General features: G+C 32.1%; 19 protein-coding genes. All 19 read right to left on the bottom strand.

Annotated elements, in window-relative coordinates:
* Positions 1–148: 148 nt before the first annotated feature.
* Entirely contained in the window at positions 149–652 is a 504-nt protein-coding gene (locus ACI48Q_RS06625) for a DUF6115 domain-containing protein (RefSeq protein ID WP_474918256.1), read from the bottom strand.
* Between the two features lie 20 nt (positions 653–672).
* Complete coding sequence (locus tag ACI48Q_RS06620; protein WP_474918255.1) at positions 673–1401, bottom strand: FliA/WhiG family RNA polymerase sigma factor; 729 nt, start codon at positions 1399–1401, stop codon at positions 673–675.
* An 11-nt stretch (positions 1402–1412) separates the two neighbouring features.
* Positions 1413–2063 carry a flagellar brake protein gene (locus ACI48Q_RS06615; RefSeq protein WP_474918254.1) on the bottom strand — a complete coding sequence of 217 codons (651 nt, stop codon included), beginning with the start codon at positions 2061–2063 and terminating at the stop codon, positions 1413–1415.
* 9 nt (positions 2064–2072) lie between these two features.
* Positions 2073–2942, bottom strand: a complete 870-nt coding sequence (locus tag ACI48Q_RS06610; RefSeq protein ID WP_474918253.1) for a MinD/ParA family protein — start codon at positions 2940–2942, stop codon at positions 2073–2075.
* Entirely contained in the window at positions 2936–4057 is a 1122-nt protein-coding gene (gene flhF / locus ACI48Q_RS06605; protein ID WP_474918252.1) for a flagellar biosynthesis protein FlhF, read from the bottom strand. The genes ACI48Q_RS06610 and flhF overlap by 7 nt, the downstream gene beginning before the upstream one ends.
* Positions 4057–6129 (bottom strand): flagellar biosynthesis protein FlhA, encoded by a 2073-nt coding sequence (gene flhA / locus ACI48Q_RS06600; RefSeq protein ID WP_474918251.1) that lies wholly within the window; start codon positions 6127–6129, stop codon positions 4057–4059. Before flhA ends, flhF begins: the two co-directional genes overlap by 1 nt.
* Positions 6130–6139: 10 nt before the next feature.
* Positions 6140–7975: a fused FliR family export protein/FlhB family type III secretion system protein gene (locus tag ACI48Q_RS06595; protein WP_474918250.1), complete on the bottom strand. Its 1836-nt coding sequence runs from the start codon at positions 7973–7975 to the stop codon at positions 6140–6142.
* Positions 7976–7986: 11 nt separating this feature from the next.
* On the bottom strand, positions 7987–8256 hold the full coding sequence (gene fliQ, locus ACI48Q_RS06590; protein WP_474918249.1) for a flagellar biosynthesis protein FliQ: 270 nt from the start codon (positions 8254–8256) through the stop codon (positions 7987–7989).
* A 13-nt stretch (positions 8257–8269) separates the two neighbouring features.
* Positions 8270–9073 (bottom strand): flagellar type III secretion system pore protein FliP, encoded by an 804-nt coding sequence (gene fliP / locus ACI48Q_RS06585; protein ID WP_474918248.1) that lies wholly within the window; start codon positions 9071–9073, stop codon positions 8270–8272.
* On the bottom strand, positions 9063–9461 hold the full coding sequence (locus ACI48Q_RS06580; RefSeq protein WP_474918247.1) for a flagellar biosynthetic protein FliO: 399 nt from the start codon (positions 9459–9461) through the stop codon (positions 9063–9065). The genes fliP and ACI48Q_RS06580 overlap by 11 nt, the downstream gene beginning before the upstream one ends.
* A gap of 8 nt (positions 9462–9469) precedes the next feature.
* Entirely contained in the window at positions 9470–9949 is a 480-nt protein-coding gene (locus ACI48Q_RS06575) for a flagellar basal body-associated FliL family protein (protein WP_474918246.1), read from the bottom strand.
* Between the two features lie 4 nt (positions 9950–9953).
* Positions 9954–10670, bottom strand: coding sequence for a flagellar motor protein MotB (locus ACI48Q_RS06570; protein WP_474918245.1), 717 nt, complete (start codon positions 10668–10670; stop codon positions 9954–9956).
* Positions 10671–10676: 6 nt separating this feature from the next.
* Positions 10677–11471, bottom strand: coding sequence for a motility protein A (locus ACI48Q_RS06565; protein ID WP_474918244.1), 795 nt, complete (start codon positions 11469–11471; stop codon positions 10677–10679).
* Complete coding sequence (locus ACI48Q_RS06560; RefSeq protein WP_474918243.1) at positions 11458–11673, bottom strand: flagellar FlbD family protein; 216 nt, start codon at positions 11671–11673, stop codon at positions 11458–11460. The genes ACI48Q_RS06565 and ACI48Q_RS06560 overlap by 14 nt, the downstream gene beginning before the upstream one ends.
* Before the next feature lie 206 nt (positions 11674–11879).
* Positions 11880–13511, bottom strand: a complete 1632-nt coding sequence (locus tag ACI48Q_RS06555) for a flagellar hook protein FlgE (RefSeq protein ID WP_474918242.1) — start codon at positions 13509–13511, stop codon at positions 11880–11882.
* A 59-nt stretch (positions 13512–13570) separates the two neighbouring features.
* A complete protein-coding gene (locus tag ACI48Q_RS06550) occupies positions 13571–14404 on the bottom strand; it encodes a flagellar hook capping FlgD N-terminal domain-containing protein (RefSeq protein WP_474918241.1) in 834 nt (277 codons plus the stop codon).
* Positions 14405–14414: 10 nt separating this feature from the next.
* On the bottom strand, positions 14415–15827 hold the full coding sequence (locus ACI48Q_RS06545; RefSeq protein ID WP_474918240.1) for a flagellar hook-length control protein FliK: 1413 nt from the start codon (positions 15825–15827) through the stop codon (positions 14415–14417).
* Between the two features lies 1 nt (position 15828).
* On the bottom strand, positions 15829–16266 hold the full coding sequence (gene fliJ / locus ACI48Q_RS06540) for a flagellar export protein FliJ (protein WP_474918239.1): 438 nt from the start codon (positions 16264–16266) through the stop codon (positions 15829–15831).
* 17 nt (positions 16267–16283) lie between these two features.
* On the bottom strand, positions 16284–17591 hold the full coding sequence (fliI, locus tag ACI48Q_RS06535) for a flagellar protein export ATPase FliI (protein WP_474918238.1): 1308 nt from the start codon (positions 17589–17591) through the stop codon (positions 16284–16286).
* Positions 17592–17594 lie beyond the last annotated feature (3 nt).

Below are 17594 nucleotides of genomic sequence, written 5' to 3'. Positions count from 1 at the left end.
ATTCCTAATTGTCTAGCCTTTATTTCTATTTGTCCATCACTGAGTTCATAATTTAACTTACCAGCAAAGGTGAATACTACAGCTATTAAAATTCCTATTCCTATTCCAAATAAAAGTTTTCTATCACTAAATATATCTATGTATCTATTTATATTTTGTATAATTCTCTTATTAATAGCACCTCACCCTTCCCAATATTTAATTCTCTTGCAACCTCTTCTTCAGTATGACCATTATTTAATAGGGTTTTAATTTTTTCCACCTTACCACTATTACTTTCCACCTTACCGCTATTACTTTCTACTGCTAAAATTGGGTTTCTTTGTACTAAACTCTCTTCCTCTTTCTCATCTTTATTTATAGGCAATACGACTTCATGTTCCTTATTCGAAGTCATAGTTAATTCTCTTTTTTCATCTAAGTCCTTATAATGAATACTCTCTTTCAATTCTTCTATTTCTCTTTGTAACTCCGTAATGGTTTTTGCAAACTCACTTCTCGCTTCTAGTATTTTTAAGTCTACTTCTCCAGTACTTTCTTCAGCCATGTTCATACTATGACTAAAATCTATTTTTTTATTTTTTTCCTTCATAATGGCTCTAATATTTAGTAAAATCAAGGTAAGTCCTATGATTATTAATAAACTATACATCATTTCACCTATTCTTCTATTTATATATCATATTTCAGCTTTTTAATTTCATTTTTTAAATTTAAAATTGCCTTACTATGTAATTGACAAACTCTCGATTCTGATACCTGAAGCACCTCTCCTATTTGCTTAAGAGTAAGACCTTCATAATAGTAAAGATTTAAGATTATCTTATCCTTTTCTCTCAAAGACTCTAATCCCTTATATAAATAATCATACATTTCTTTTTCTTCTAATGTATTTTGCGGACTTGGACTATTAACATCCTCAATAGAATTCAGCAACAATACTTCATCTTCATCATTAAATAATAAGGTCTCTAATGATACTATGGAAATATAGTTGACATAGTTTTCAACTTCTCCTAATTCCTTTAAAGATATATTTAGTTCACTAGCTATCTCTAAGCTATCTGGACTCCTTAATAGCTTACCCTGTAAAGTTTCAACAGCCTCGTTGTATCTATTAAGCTTGTCCATAGACCTTTTAGATATGGGACTATTTTTACGGATTTCATCAATTATAGCCCCTCTTATTCTTATAGATGCATAACTAGAAAATTTCATTCCCTTACTTTCATCAAACTTATTTATGGCATCCATAAGCCCTATCATTCCATAGCTTATTAAATCTTCATACTCTACATACTTCGTCTTACCAATAATAATTTTAGATGCAATATACTTAACTAATGGTATATACTTTTTCACAATTTCTTCTCGCACATCTACATTATAAGCTATAGACATAGTTAACCCTCCTATTTTACTTTAATGTTTTTTCTCATGCTCCTAAAAATAAACTGAATTAATTTTTCTCTAACTCTTATATCTATTTCATCAAAGCTAACGCCATAAATAAAACTTTTATCTTCACTCTTTTCTTTTCTAATTATCCTACATAGTGATAAAATATCTTCATCTCCTATGGGTGCACATATTAAAAGAAATTGGTTTAATTGCAGCTCTTCTAAAATCTTAATCCTCATTCCACCACCACTTATGTCTAAAGAATATCCATTTTTAAAATTTATGTCACTAATTTCTTTAATGTCATTTTTTGGATATTCATCTAGTGGTATATAATTAATCTCAACTAAGTGATCGACCCTTACAAAGTTTCTCCTCTGAATTTTCTTAACTTCGCCAGGATTATTAACCATAATTAAAGGAACCATGTCAAACTTTCTTCCTATAACCTCAGAAGTAAATCCGTATATATTGCCCTTTCCGTCATTATAATTTACCCTAATGACATCTCCCTTATTTAAGGGATAGTAAACACCACGACTCACTGGAATAGCAATAGAAAAATACTTTTCCCTAACCTCTTGTACAATAGATCTTCCCATATTATTATCTTCAAAAACTATTTCTACTTTTTTATTCACTTCTAAAGTAATACTTCCCATATTATCCCCCTATGAAAAAATGTTAAATATTTTTTTAAATAGTGATTGCATTCCTTCTCCTGAAGTTCTATAGCTTACTCCATCTAAGTTTTTAGCAATTCTATCTATATCCTTTGAACTTTCACTACTTGGAAAAGCTATAGAAACTGGCTTTTGCATTCTAACCGCTTGAACAAGCTTTCTATCTTCCGAAACTTCCCCTAAAAAATTTAGTCTAATTCCTAAAAATTTCTGTGCAGCATTATCAAATTTATTAAAGGTATTAGTCCCCTCATGTTTATCAAGAACCTTATTAATAATAATCTTGGCGGATTTTTTAATATTATAATGGTTAACAGTTTTTAATAAACTATATCCATCGGTCAGTGCTGTGGGTTCTGGAGTTGTCACAATAATTAATTCATCGCTACATGCTATAAAAGCCATTACCGTTCTATTAACTCCAGCACCAGTATCAATTAAAATATAATCGAAACCTTTAATATTTTCCAACTTCTTTAAAAATATCTGTCTTTGAACCTCTGTTAGGTCATCGATTTTAGAAAGAGCAGAACCACCTGAAACTAACTTGATTCCCATAGGACCTTCTATCATAATCTCTTCTATATCCTTACCAGAAAATATAGCATCAAAAATATTATGTTTAGGTATTGTTCCAAGAAGCACATCATCATTTCCCATTCCTAAATCAGCATCTAAAATCAATACCTTTTTCCCAAGTTTTCTTAAGGATATTGCTAAATTAACTACTATATTACTTTTACCAACTCCACCTTTTCCTGAAGTAATAGTAAATACTCTAGTATTATTAAGATTTAAGTTTCTATTAAAATCACTATCAATAGCCATTTGCCTTAACTTACTCGCTTGATCTAACATAGATTTTTCTCTCCTATTATTAATGATGTGATTTCCTCTAGTTCATACACTTTTATATCATCAGGTACATTTTGTCCTGTGGTAAAAAATCCTATTGGTGCCTTTGCTTTATAACATATATTTACTATTGAACCATATGTACACGTTTCATCCAATTTAGTTATTATAATGTTATTATACTCTATAAATGAGAATCCTTGTACTATAATGTCTATATCTTTATTTTTTGTAGTGGCACTGACTACTAAATATGTAGAGTCGGCCTTAGCTTTATTTAAAAAAGCTCGCAATTCTGATAGTTGCATAGTGTTTTTACTACTTCTTCCTGTAGTATCTACAAGTATTACATCACAGCCATCCATGGATTTTATAGCATCTTCCATCTCATTTAAGGAAAATACTACTTTAAAAGGTATATTCATTATATCTGCATAAGTTCGTAACTGCTCAACTGCTCCAATTCTGTAGGTATCAACAGTTATAAGTCCTACTTTTTTCTTATGTACAAGGGCAAGGTTTCCTGCAATTTTTGCTATGGTAGTAGTTTTCCCTACCCCTGTGGGTCCAATTAGGGCTACAGTTCCTTTCATTTCCTCATACTTCACCTTAACTATTTCACCTAGAACTTCTTTAAGATATTCTATAATTTCTTCTTTATTATTTATAGAAGTTAAATTATCTGGAATATTATTAAGAATTTTCTCAGCAATTTCTTGCTCAATGTCTAAGTCTAATAAAAACTTCAATATATCCCCTTTATCCTTCTGATCATTTCTAGTGTCCTTTATTTTATCTGAAGAGTTGCTTGCTTTATGTGAATTTTTATTTTCATTAATGATATTACTTAAAAGTTCTTTCATATCCTCTACTTCTTTTTTTAATTCTCTATCTACAGAATATTTTGGCTCTACTATATTATCTACTTCTTCTCTAGTACTAATATTTGTTGATTCAACTGCTGCTGTAACCTCCACCACTTTACTAGCAAACCAGCCTTTAAATCCTGGTTTTTTAATCGTTCTTTGGCTTATTATTACAGCATCTCTACCTAAATCTTCCCCTATTTTATTTAGTGCCTCCTTCATAGTAGAAGCCACATATCTTTTAATAATCATTATATAGATACAACTCCTTCAGTTCTTATCTCTATATCATTAGGTATCTCATTTAAAGATAATACGTTAATATTAGGAAACACCATTTCTATAAGTTTTCTAAAAGCTGGTCTAATCCTCGGTGAAACTAATACTACAGGAATATTATTAGAGAAATAGGTAGCATCCATTTGAGCCTTTATATTATTAAATATTTCCGTAGTAATATCTGGATTAAGCGCTGGGAATGATCCCTGCATGGATTTTTGAATATTAGATGCAATTAGGTTTTCTATATCTTGAGATAAGGTCATAACTACAATTCTTCCATCTTCATCTATTAAATTATTACAAATATTCCTACTGAGTGCATGTCTAACATATTCAGTTAATATTTCTAAATCCTTAGTATTTCTTGAGTTATCTGCTAAACACTCCAAGATAGTTACCATGTCTTTTATAGATACTTTTTCCTTTAATAAATTTTGTAAAACCTTTTGAATCTCTCCTATAGTCATTAGGTCAGGAATTAACTCTTCAACTACTGCGCTATATTTTTCCTTCACTGAATCTATAATTAACTTTGTTTCCTGTCTACCTAATAATTTATGACAGCTTGATTTTATAGTCTCTGTAAGATGAGTTACCATAACTGTAGTAGGATCTACCACTGTAAAACCTTTTATTTCTGCTTCCTCTCTTTGGTCTTTATTAATCCAAAGAGCCTCTATTCCAAAGGTTGGTTCTATGGTTTTTATACCTGGTAGTGTAACCTCCTCACCTGAACCATCCATACATAAGAACATATTTGGCATAACCTCTGCCCTTGCTATTACAGTACCTCTGATTTTAATAGCATATTCATTAGTCTTCAGCTGCAAATTATCTCTAATTCTTATAGGTTGTACAACTATCCCCATTTCAATGGCACATTGCCGTCTTACTGAAGATATTCTCTGAAGTAAGTCTCCTCCTGAAGCTTCATCTGCCATTGGTATTAATCCATAACCTATTTCTATTTCTAGAGGTTCCACAGCAATTAGATTCATTACATTCTCTGGTTCTTTACTTTCAATTTCTACAATTTCTTTCTCCTGTATAGCTATCTCATTTTCAGCCTTAGTTTTCTCATCCTTAAATAGTAAATACGAACTATATCCAGTAGCCGCTGATAACATCAGGAATATACCTGTTGGCATTCCAGGAATAATCCCTAAAATAAATAACACTAATGAAGCAATAGCAATAACCACTGGAAATGCGCTAAGCTGCGAAGTTACCTGAGTACCGAAGTTTTCATCACTGCCCGAACGAGTTACCAGTATACCTGATGATGTAGATATAAGTAATGCTGGTATTTGGCTAACCAAACCATCTCCTATGGTCAGTTTAGTATATATAGCAGCAGCGTCACCTATCTCCATCTTTTTCACTAAGACTCCGATTATAATTCCACCTAGTATATTTATTATAGTAATTATAATACCTGCTATAGCATCTCCCTTAACAAACTTAGATGCTCCATCCATGGATCCATAAAAATCTGCTTCCCTTTGAAGATTTTTTCTTCTTTCTCTTGCATCTTCTTCCGTTATCATACCAGCATTTAAGTCTGCATCTATACTCATTTGCTTTCCTGGCATAGCATCAAGAGTAAATCTTGCAGAAACCTCAGAAACTCTGCCAGCTCCGTTGGTAATAACCATAAATTGAATAATTACAATTATTAAAAACATTATAATTCCTACAAAGTAGTCTCCACCTATTACGAACTCTCCGAAAGCTTCTATGATTTTTCCTGCATCAGCTTGACCTAAAATCAGCCTAGTTGAGGATGCATTTAATGCTAATCTAAACAGCGTTGTAACCAATAGTAATGTTGGAAATACAGATAACTGTAATACACTGGTGGTAAACATAGTTATTAGCATAATAACCACAGATATGGATATATTTATAGCAAAACAAAAATCTAATAGCCATGTTGGTAGTGGAATAATTATCATAAGTACAATAAGAATTACTCCAAAGGCTACTATTATATCTAAGTTATTTTTCATGTTGAATTTTTTATTTTTCCACACATTTACCATCCTTTATATGTTATTTCTTTAATTTTAATACTAGCACTAAAATCTCAGCTACAGCTTGATACATATCATAAGGAATTTCTTCATCTAGTTCCACCTGACTATACATAAGTCTCGCCAGCGGTTTATTCTCTATGACTGGAACCTTATTATCTATAGCTATTTCTTTTATTTTAAGTGCCATATGGTCACTTCCCTTTGCTACAACCATGGGAGCTTTCCCACTATCTTTTTCATATTTTATTGCTATGGCAAGATGGGTTGGGTTAGTAATAACCACTGTAGCATCCGGAACTGCTTGCATCATTCTCTTCATTGACATCTCTCTTTGTTTCTGTCTAATCTTTCCCTTTATCTGAGGATCTCCCTCTTGTTGTTTAAACTCTTCTTTAATTTCCTGTTTAGTCATCTTTAAATCTTTTTTATGTTGATATTTTTGATATGCAAAATCTCCTATACCAACAATTAAAAGCACTAGTGCAACCTTTTTTAAAATCTTATTAATGAAACTTGATAATTGTACTAAAATCATCTCAGTTCTATAGTTGCCTAGCTCTAGTATAGAGAAATAATTATCTCTTATAAACACATAACCTATATAACCTACTACACTTACAATTAATAGATTTTTAATTAAATCTACTACCGCCCTAATAGAAAACATTCTTTTAAATCCATTTATTGGATTAAGTTTGCTCAATTTAGGTTTGAGGGGTTCCATAGTATTAACTCTGCCTGTTTGAGCAAAATTTCCTATGATTCCCATCAGCATAATTGGTAGTGCTATTGGTAAAAATATCATTGCAATTTTAATTAGTACATTTATTATAATTCCTATAAAGCTTTCACCATTTATTACGAAATTAGGATAAGATGACAAATAAGTTGCCATAACCTCTCTAAGGTTATCTGTTATATATTCACTTAATACTATTAATGCTAATGCAGACACACCTAAGGTTAATGCAGAATTTAATTCTTTACTCTTAGCTACTTGTCCTTTTTTCTTCGCATCTTGCTTCTTTTTAGGTGTAGCTTCCTCAGTCTTATCTCCACTATCACTGGAAGCGAAGATAATAATCATAGGAGCCATATTCAAAAATCCATCAAATATATCTGCCAAATTATCAAAATTTGCTACTATTGCTTCTATTATTATAGGTATAGTTATTATAAAAGTTAATAATCCAACAAATATTTTTATTGGCATAGAAAGTATCATAGCATTAAGTTGCGGCATAACTCTGGCCACTAACCCAATTACTATTTCTATTATTAAAATTACTAACATTATAGGAATAGCAATTTTAAGTCCTATAGTAAAAAATTTAAATATAATATGGATTATGTAACTAATATGATTCTGAGATAATATAAAGGTTCCAATTGGAACTACTGTAAAGCTTTCAATAATAGCTTTAATCAATAGAAGATGTCCATCTACTAATAAAAACACTATTGCACATATCCAATAAAATAATCTTCCCATGATAGATAGGGTTTCTCCCGCCATAGGATCAAACATAGTCATCATTGAAAATCCCATAGAGAAATCTAGCATTTGACCTGCCATTTGTACCACACCAAAAATTAAACTTACTATATATCCGAGGCATAATCCTAAAATTATTTCCTTGGAAATTAATGGTATCAATCCTATGAATGATGTTATTTCTGGTAAATTCTCAACAGATATTATTGGAGATAATATCATAGCTATAACTGCTGAAACTCCCACCTTCATTGTATTAGGTGTTCCAGATGGGAAAAATACTGGTGCTGCTAACATCATTGAAGTTAATCTTAGAAATATTAATAGAAACCCTATAAAAGTTAAAGTATTTATCAATGTTATCCCACCTAAGCGCCTATATTAGCAATTATAGAAAAAATTTTTTCAGTAAAACCCACTATAGTATTTCCCATAAAACTAGCAGTAAGTATTCCAACTACAGCTACAGCTAATACCTTAGGAACAAAGGTCAAAGTTTGCTCTTGAATTTGAGTAGTTGCTTGAAATATACTTATTAAAAGTCCTACAACCGTAGCAGTTAATAAAATTGGTGCTGCCATTAGCAATGAAGTTTTTACCATGTCTTCAAGAATTGCAATAACCATGGAGTCAGTCATTTAAATCACCTCTTTAAAAGCCTAATATTAAAGATTTGCTTAATAAATTCCATCCATCCACAAGTACAAATAATAATAGCTTAAAGGGCAGTGAAATCATGGCTGGTGGGAGCATAAACATTCCCATTGACATAAGTACACTGGAAGCTACTATATCTATAACTATAAATGGTATAAAAATTAAGAAACCTATTTCGAAAGCCGTTCTTAATTCACTAATAACAAAGGCTGGAAGTATAGCTGTTAAGGGTACCTTATCATAATTATAATATTCCGCCCCATTATCATCTTTTTCTAAGGTGACTTTATCCTCAAATTTACCAACCTCTATGAACAGTCCTAAATCCTTTACCCTAGTCTGTTTCAACATAAAATCTCTAAGGGGCTTTACTCCCTTATCCATGGCGACTTCCAAAGTAATCTCTTCTTTTACATAAGGAGTCACTGCCTCTTGATTTATTTTGTTGAACGTAGGAGCCATAACAAAAAAAGTTAAGAATAGTGCTAGTCCAACTATTACCTGCCTAGGAATTGATTGTTGAGCACCTACTGCACTTTTGAAAAATGACAATACTGTTGCAATTCTTACAAATCCTGTGCACATTATTAAAATGGAAGGTAGTATAGTAAGAATTGTTAGCACTATCAATAATTGTATGTTATTAACATATTCTGATGGCGTAGAACTCTTGTCAACGGATATATTTATATCTGGTATTTGTATGGTATTAGCTGCCAAAACCACCTTATTATAAAAGACAAACATAGCCATAAGAGTAACTATAAAAATTATTGGCTTTATCTTTTTATTTTTCATAATTATCGTCCTTTTTATCGTGAGATTTATTTTTTCTGCAAAATTTGAGTTTTAAAAATGAATTTACATCACCATTTAAAGTGAGTAATTCATTTTTATAAACTCCTGTCTGTGGATTCACTCCCTTATTAACCTCTTCCCCATCTAGCTCTTTCAATATTTTAATATCCTTTGTTGAGGAACTAATTAAATAGAATTTACCACATATCTCCATGATAGTTAGTAAATTATCCTTTGAAAGATGCACTCTCTCAATTGCACGCATATTTTTTCCTCTATTGCCATACCCTACTCCCCCATATATCTTACCTACTAAGAAAATAAGTCCGATCACTAGAGGAAAAAATACTAATATTTTCATAAGTGTAATTAAAAATTCACTATCCATGTTATAACCTATTGTACAATGAGTTTTGAGAAGTAAACATTAGATATTTTTCCGCCATTTAAAAGGTCATTAACTCTATCAATTATTTCTTCTTTAATAGCTGCTTCTCCCTGGGGAGTTATATCTGCTGCCTTTTTAGTTCTTAAAATATTATTTACTGTGTCTTTAATAGCTGGAACTTTTCCTTCCAATTCAGTAGGCATAGTTTTATTTTCTCCATCATAGGCTAAATGAATTACAACTTGCATATATCTAGGTTTATCTTCATCTGCCAAATTAACTAAAAATTCTTCTAATGCTAATGTAGCCTCAGTCCTAACTTCTTTCACTATTTGTATATTATCCCCACTAGCTGGTGCCTGTTTATTTTTTGTAGCAAAATAGTATCCTAAAAATACTGCTCCACTAATCAAACTAAATACTAATACTGTTCCAACAATAATTAATATTACCTTGGAACCTTTACCATTCTTCTTCTCCTTCGCCATTTCATTACTCCTTCTTATCTGTTACTATTAAAATATTAACTCTTCTATTTTTAGCCCTATTCTCTGGTGTATCATTTGGGGCTATAGGATAAAACTCACCACAAGCCTCCATCAAAAATATATCTGGATTTGGATGCTTCTTAGTAACTAAAAAGTAATCAAGAACACTAAGTGCCCTTGAGGAAGATAAATACCAGTTACTTGGAAATTGTGGTGTACTAATTGGCATATTATCTGTATGCCCTTGAATTATTATTTTATTATTAAGTTTTGATAGTAAGTTATAAACTTTCTCTAATACATTTAGACTTTCAGGCTTAAGTTGAGATTTTCCAGTGTCAAAAAGCACTGAATCCTTCATCTGAATGTTAAACCCCTTCTCATTCTGAAATATTTGAACATCACTTTGAAGATTATTTTCTTCTACATAGCTTATTATATCTTCAAGTAATGCTTGTCCTTCGTTATTATTTGAGTCTGTCGTCAACTGAGGTTTTCCCACTAATGGAACCTCTCCTGTGGATGTATTAAACTCTAAAATTGATTGTCCATTTTTTCCATTAAACATACTCTGAAAGGATTGAGAAATTTGTTTAAACTTTGTTGAATCCACGTTAGACATAGAATATAGAAGTACGAAAAAGGTAAGAAGTAACGTAACCGTATCCGAATATGTAACTATCCATCCGCCTTCAGATGATTGTTGCTTTTTTCTCGCCATTTTATACTACACCTCTTGTTCTGAGTTTGATGCTAGATATGCCTTTTTCTCTACTGGTGATAAATAAGCTATCATTTTATCCTCTATTATTCTTGGATTAACTCCAGATTGAATAGCTAGAACACCTTCAATCATCATCTCCATATTACCAACCTCTTGAGCTGTTTTATAATTCAGCTTGTTAGCTATAGGAATTAAAAATACATTAGCAAGCATACTACCATAGAAAGTTGTAATTAAGGCTTTTCCCATACCAGCAGCTAAATTGTCTGCATCAGATAAATCACCAAGCATTTGTATTAATCCTATTAGTGTACCTATCATTCCCATAGCAGGTGCATAAGTACCCCATGTAGTAAACATAGATGCTGCATCCTCATGTCTATTTTCTAATTCCTGGATTTCTAGAGTCATGATTTCTTTAATAGAATCAGGTTCTATTCCATCTACTACCATGTTTAAAGCCTTTTTTACAAATTCATTGTCAATCTGAGAAATCTCTTCCTCTAAAGACAGTAGACCTTCTCTTCTCGCTTTTTTAGAAAGATTCACAAACATTTTAATAGTATCAGTTTTAGATGCTTCCTCTAATTTTAAAGCCTGCAAGAAAACCTTCATAAATCTCTTTATTTCATTTACAGGATAGGCCATCAGTAATGCACCGAAGGATCCTCCACAAGTAATAGCCAGTGATGGCACATCCCAAAATAGCTTCAAACTACTCCCTGTTGCCATACCATAAATTATTAATACCATTGCCGTAATAAAACCAATTACGGTTAGCATATCATTCTTCTTCACAGTTCTTCCCCCTAATAACATCAGCTACACACTTTAATTTAAAGTTAATAACTTCTTCAACTAGTTTATCACTATCTTCTTTTACAAGGTATTTTTTACCATTACCTAAAGTTATTACTGTTTCTGGAATTTCCTCTACCTTCTCTATATGATCGCAATTTAATATAAAGGAAGTCCCATTTAATGCTGTAACTCTAATCATAATTCCTCCTAAAACTTGTAGCAATGCCACAGTTAACCGCACCATATGTGCTAAGAATTGTTTAATGTGTTCGCAGCGAATTGTGATAGTGTTACAGCAAGTCTTGATTTTAGCAAATAAAACTTAGTTCTTTTACTTATTAAAATCAAGCAAGCTATAACCTTAGTGACCATTCTCTGCTACTAAAAGTAATTACTTTCTAAATATTATCTCTTCAAATTAACAAGTTCTTGTAGTATTTCATCTCCTGTAGTTATAACCTTACTACATGCTTGGAAAGAACGACTAGCTACTATCATATCAGTAAATTGAAGTGATAGATCTACGTTAGACATTTCAAGGAATCCCTGCATCATGCTTCCATAAGCTCCACTGTTGTCAATTCTATCTGTTCCTTTTCCAGATCTTAAAATAGCTGCTCCTGAGTTAGTAGATGGTGAATACATATTTTGCCCTATTTGATCAAGACCTGAAGTGTTGGCAAATCCAGCCACTGCAACTTGACCAAGCACTGTAGTACTACCATCAGCTAGAACTGCTTTTACTAGACCATCCTTCTCAATAGAGAATCCTTGTACTTTTATCTCCTCACCATTTTTCATTACCGTTTCTGGAATTACCAATGGTACAAGCTTACTTTCATCAGATTTAATATCTATTGAATTGGCATCTATAAATTCACAAGTTGTTGAATCAATTCCATTTAAAGGTGACTCTTTTGAAGTAAGTGGTTTCAGGTCAAAAGTAAAAGAATCACTACTTACTTTAGTTTTGTCTACATCTTTCGTATCAATAATCATACCTTTATAAGATATTTTACCACCATCTATTTTAGCACCAACAGTATCTAATGATTTACCATTAATTTGCCATTGTCCTGGCGCTGTTGATGTTGAATATGTTAATTTTATCTGCTCTGACTTATCTCCTGTATACTTTCCTTTTATAGTTGGTGTTCCTTTATCATATACATCTGGAGCAGTTGGCAATGGATTTGGATGCATCCCAACTGGATCTTTTATTTCAGCACCAATACCAATTAAATCTTTAGTTGTTGGAGTAAATGATATCTTTGTTGTATCCGTTTGTGGTGTAACCTTAGAAATATCTATTTTTAATCCTTTAAATTCAAATTTATTACTCTTTATACTTTCTTTAGATATTAATTCTCTACACGTAGTGGTTGGTGTCCCTTTAGTAGTATATTCTATTGTGTAATCACCTTTATCAGTTCTCTGTATTGATGTTAAGGTTATATCATCAGCTCCGTTATATCTACCTTCAATTGAAATTGTTCCAGGTGTTGTTCCTCCACTTCCTGAAATTGTCTCTTTAACATTTGTACCAACTCCACCACCAGTTCCTGTCACTGGATATCCCATGATTCTATATCCATTAGAATTTACTAACTTTCCAGTGCTATCAACCTTAAAGCTACCATCTCTAGTATAATAAACTTCCATAGAATCTGAACTTGTAGTATAATCTCCAGCTACATCTACTTGTCCATTAAATGGTCCTTTTGCTACTACAAAATATCCATTTCCGTCCATTGCTACATCATAAGGTCTTCCTGTAGGTTGTAAACTTCCCTGTGCCATGTTTGCAATAATACTTTGAACAGCAACTCCCATACCAACCTTAGATGGATTTATTCCTCCTAAATTAGAACTTGGACTAGATGATGATTTATATGCCTGGTACATGCTATCTTGGAATGTTACACTTGAGCTCTTAAAAGCTGTAGTTCCTGAGTTTGCTATATTATTACCTATTACATCTAACTTTTTTTGATTAGCACCTAATCCTGATATTCCTGAGTACATTGAATTTAACATACTAAATCCTCCTATTTTTCAATATATTTATTCCTATTTTAATTAAATCTATTTTTGTCCTATGCAGTTGCTCCATCTTCCGGATTTACTTCATCTTCTGGATTTACTCCATCTTCCGGCTTTACTTCATCTTTTGGTGTTTCTTTTATCTTAATTACCTGATCATATAAATAAGATGTCTCTTTTCCATCTTCATCAATTATTTTAATTTTAATTCCTTCACTATCTCTATATACTTCAGTAACTACTCCTGTTACTGTTTTAGGTGTTTTAGGCTTTTCTGGATCAACTTCTGAACCATCTTCTGTGTCTGCTTTTAGGCCATCTTCAGGAACTTCTGGAGTTTCCTCAGTCTCTCCCTTATCTGGGTCTTCTTTGTCAGGTATCGCTATTTCCACAGTTTTTCCTATTAAAGCTGATGCATTAATAAATGTTATATTATCCATATTAGTATCACTGCTATCTATAACATCAGTAACTTGACTATAATTATAATCTTTAAACTTACCGCTAACATCCTCTACTGTTACAAATACATCACTTCCTCTTTTATAAACAGCTCTTACTACTCCCATTTCAGGAATCCCATTGGCATCTAAGGTATCTAATGCAACAAATTTCCCTGTAAGGTTCTGTGCAGCACTAAGAGTCATGGTAGTGTTTAAGTTAGACATTTGTTCAAGTGAAGAGAACTGTGCTAGCTGGCTTATATATGCTGTTGTATCTTGTGGCTGCGTTGGATCTTGATTTGCTAATTCTGCAGCTAAAATCTGAAAAAACGCACTCTTTCCTAGCTCTTCTCCGGGTTGTCTAATGGGTGTTCCATTGTCTGTAGTCTTCCCTATAGCTTTACCATTCTCGCTTCCTTTAGCATTGTAAGTGGTTATATCCATACAATCCCTCCTATACAAATAAATCTACTTCGCTAATATCATTAGCCATATTTTCTTGAGTAATATCCTCATCAAATATTAGTGAAGATTTATCATTTTGCTTTTTACCTTGATTATTAAAACCTTCTCCCCTACCATCCTCATTAGTAAAGTAGGTAGTATCCTCATTATAAAGACTTATATCCACTGATTGGATTTTAATATTATTGGTAGATATTTTTTCATTTATATCTCTTAGTCCAAAATTTAATAATTCTAAAGCTTCTTTATTATTTGCTTTTATATTAGCCTTTAGTGCTCCCTGTTCCATGGAAACAGATATAACTACTTCACCTAATTCCTTAGGATATATTTTTACAGTCAAATCTTTCATCCCATTTTTGTCCATATATACTATATTTTTTATAACATCCCCTACTAAATTACTTTTAGTAATAGGGGAAGGTTTTTCAACTCCAATATTGTCTAAAATCTCTACATTTTGTTGCAATGTAGACATAAAATCATTAACTCTTGTAACTTTTGACTTTCCATCATCGCTCTTTAATAGCTTGTCCAAGACTTCACTATCTTTATTAAAGGATTTATTTTCCCCACTTTGCTCCTTAGTAGATAAACTTGCTTTATTATCTTGTATCTTTACTTGCGTGCCTTCTACCTTATTTTCTATTTTACTTTCAACTTTATTTTCTTCTTTAAGCGGAGTATGATTTTGCTTTCCACCATTATCCTCAGTGGATAATAAATATTTAAGTTGTTCTTTAATTTCATTTAAGCTATTATCTTGTGAAGTCACCTCCAATTTAGTAGTTATCTCTGAATTAACTAAATTTTTAATAACATCAACAATAGCTTTAGGCACTTCTTTAACTTCATCAACATCCATATTCTGAATTAACTTTGCAATCTCACCTGAGCTTTCCTTCGCTATATCTGTAAATTCCTTTAAAATGTGAGATAGATCCTTAAGTGGAGTTTCCTGTTCACTACTTTTATCTACTACTGTTAGCAATTTCTTTAATAATATATCTTCTACAGACATGCCCTTTAAAGCTTCACCTTCACTGTCTCCCATGTTTTTAACAGCTTCATCATCGCCCTTATTAAGTAATGCTAAAATCAAGTCTAACAAATTCATTAGATTACTCTTTTCATTAGTATCTAATTCCCCAATATCATCCATTACATTTTCAATACTCTCTTGTGAAACTTTGTTTTCATTTTTAATATTCTTATTATCTTCTTTTTTTATATTGCCTTGTTCTTTAGTTTTATTGTTATTTTTATCAACTTTGTTTGTAGAGTTATCTTTCATATATGTAGAAAAATCTTTTTCATTATTTTTTGAAGATTTACTAACTCCCTGTTGCTTCTCACTGCTAGTTGCAATACTATCTAGATTTATACTTACATTATTAATCAATCTATTTCCTCCTTTCTCTTATATATCCATATAATGCAAACTCATCATTTTGTAATTGTTCTATGTGATTTTCTTCTGCTATGAATCTTTTATAAGATTTCTCTTTTAATATTTCCACAGTTTTTTTGTCCACCTGTGCCTTAACTAGCTCTACTCTCTTTTCTTCTACTGCTTTTTTCTCTTCCACAAGCTGTATCTTAGTTCCTTCTATAGAATTTGATAATAAATTTAGATAGTGATACTGAATCTTACGTTGAACAGTATCCTTTCCAACTTGAATAGTTGAGTATTTACTATAGTTTTCTTGTAAGTTGTTTAGACTTGATTCCACTTTATTTTTTCTATTACATGCCTCCATAAAATGAACTTTTTTATCATCTTCTATTTTCTCTCTCATATCTAAGAGCCTTTGTAACCTAAATTCATATGTGCTTCCCAAAATCATCCCCCCTTACATTAACTAAACATAGTTGTTAGAGCTTCTACAGAGCTTTCAAATTCTGTACTTTCAGTAATCCCCTGCTTTAAAAAACCATTTATACTATTGATATATTTTAGAGCCATATCAACCCTCTCATTGCTTCCCTTTACATAAGCTCCTAGATTTATTAAATCCTCTGCATCCTTATGTGCTGCCATTAAATCTCTAGCCAAAGAAGCTGCATTTTTATGCTTTTCCTCAGCAATTTCTGGCATGAGTCTTGAAATACTTTTTAATATATCTATAGCTGGATAATGATTCTTTGCAGCCAAATCTCTACTAAGTACTATGTGTCCATCCAATATACCTCTTACAGCATCTGCTATAGGTTCATTGAAATCATCTCCATCTACCAACACTGTGTAAAAAGCTGTAATAGAACCTTTATGAGACATTCCACTTCTTTCTAAAAGCTTTGGAAGCATAGCAAATACTGAAGGCGTATATCCTTTAGTTGCTGGTGGCTCTCCAATAGCAAGTCCTACTTCCCTTTGTGCCATGGCAAAACGAGTAACGGAGTCCATCATTAGTATTACCTTTAGTCCTTTGTCTCTGAAATATTCTGCTATAGCAGTGGCAGTAAAGGCTCCCTTTAATCTTACAAGTGCTGGTTGATCAGAGGTAGCACACACTACCACAGATTTTTTCATTCCCTCTTCACCTAAGTCCTTTTCAATGAAATCAAGAACTTCTCTTCCTCTTTCCCCAATTAGGGAAATAACATTAACATCAGCCTTAGCTTCTCTTGCTATCATTCCTAGCGTTGTACTTTTACCAACACCTGACCCAGCAAATATTCCTATTCTCTGTCCTTCGCCACAGGTCAGAAAACCATCAATGGCTCTAACCCCTGTAGGAAGTATGTCTTTTATTCTTCTTCTTTGTAATGGATCTGGAGGCAATGCCTCTAGAGGATAGTTTTTATATAATTTAAGATCTTCTCCCTTTAATGGATTACCAATGCCATCTATGATTTTTCCTAGTAGCTCATCAGAACACTTTACACTAAGCTGTTTTCCCGTTCTTACCACCCTACATCCTGGAGATATTCCAGTTAATAATCCCAGTGGCATCAGTATAATATTACCATCTTTAAAGCCTACTACTTCACAGACAATGGGTTTATTTTGTTCGTTATATATGTTGCATATTTCCCCAACGAAGCCTTTAACCCCCTGTGCTTCTACAGTAAGACCAATGACATTTTTAACCACACCCTCCATGTGATTAAAACTGGCATCTTTTATATTTAAACTAATCTTATCAAAATTTAAATTAATCATAAT

The organism is Clostridium sp. LXY-7 (assembly GCF_056172015.1).
The sequence above is the reverse complement of the archived record's forward strand: the minus strand, read 5'-3'. Positions and strand labels throughout refer to the sequence as shown.